The sequence below is a fragment of the Salinivibrio sp. KP-1 genome, assembly GCF_000968645.1.
Classification (GTDB): Bacteria; Pseudomonadota; Gammaproteobacteria; order Enterobacterales; family Vibrionaceae; genus Salinivibrio; species Salinivibrio siamensis.
In genome coordinates, this window is the sequence record NZ_LAQR01000019.1 from 1 (window position 1) to 1,003 (window position 1,003).

General features: G+C 49.5%; 3 tRNA genes and 1 rRNA gene. All 4 read right to left on the reverse strand.

Annotated features, from left to right (window positions below):
* Nucleotides 1-205: 205 nt before the first annotated feature.
* Nucleotides 206-281 (reverse strand) — tRNA-Val (locus tag WN56_RS08540).
* Nucleotides 282-290: 9 nt separating this feature from the next.
* A tRNA-Lys gene (locus tag WN56_RS08545) sits at nt 291-366 on the reverse strand.
* Between the two features lie 2 nt (nt 367-368).
* Nucleotides 369-444: transfer RNA gene (locus WN56_RS08550), tRNA-Glu, on the reverse strand.
* 81 nt (nt 445-525) lie between these two features.
* Nucleotides 526-1,003: ribosomal RNA gene (locus WN56_RS08555) — 16S ribosomal RNA — on the reverse strand; the annotation flags it as partial.

Below are 1,003 nucleotides of genomic sequence, written 5' to 3' on the forward strand. Positions count from 1 at the left end.
CCGGACTCAAAATAGAGACTTTGCTTATCACTAAGACAAAGCCCAAGCACACTTGATTGTGTGAGTGACATTTCTGTCACTGATTGAGAACTTTACTGTCATTCTTTAAGAATGACTTGTCAGCTTTCCAGATTGTTAAAGAGCATGTCGTTTATTGCTAAATAAACCACGTTCTAAAGATTCTTAAGCAAAAACCTTTAAAGCGTGGTGGGCGATACCGGGCTCGAACCAGTGACCCCCTCCTTGTAAGGGAGGTGCTCTCCCAACTGAGCTAATCGCCCACAATAGTGTGGTGGGTTGTACAGGATTCGAACCTGTGACCAATTGATTAAAAGTCAACTGCTCTACCAACTGAGCTAACAACCCAATGGCGTCCCATAGGGGAGTCGAACCCCTGTTACCGCCGTGAAAGGGCGGTGTCCTAGGCCTCTAGACGAATGGGACACGCTGATATGTTTGGGAACATATCCTCTTTAATACTTTAACCTATACAATCTGTGTGAACACTCGCAAAAATAGCGTCAGTAAGGAGGTGATCCAGCCCCAGGTTCCCCTAGGGCTACCTTGTTACGACTTCACCCCAGTCATGAACCACACCGTGGTAAACGCCCTCCCGAAGGTTAAGCTATCTACTTCTGGTGCAGCCCACTCCCATGGTGTGACGGGCGGTGTGTACAAGGCCCGGGAACGTATTCACCGTGGCATTCTGATCCACGATTACTAGCGATTCCGACTTCATGGAGTCGAGTTGCAGACTCCAATCCGGACTACGACAAACTTTAAGGGATTCGCTCCACTTCGCAGCTTCGCTGCCCTCTGTATCTGCCATTGTAGCACGTGTGTAGCCCTACTCGTAAGGGCCATGATGACTTGACGTCGTCCCCACCTTCCTCCGGTTTATCACCGGCAGTCTCCCTGGAGTTCCCACCATTATGTGCTGGCAAACAAGGATAAGGGTTGCGCTCGTTGCGGGACTTAACCCAACATTTCACAACACGAGCTG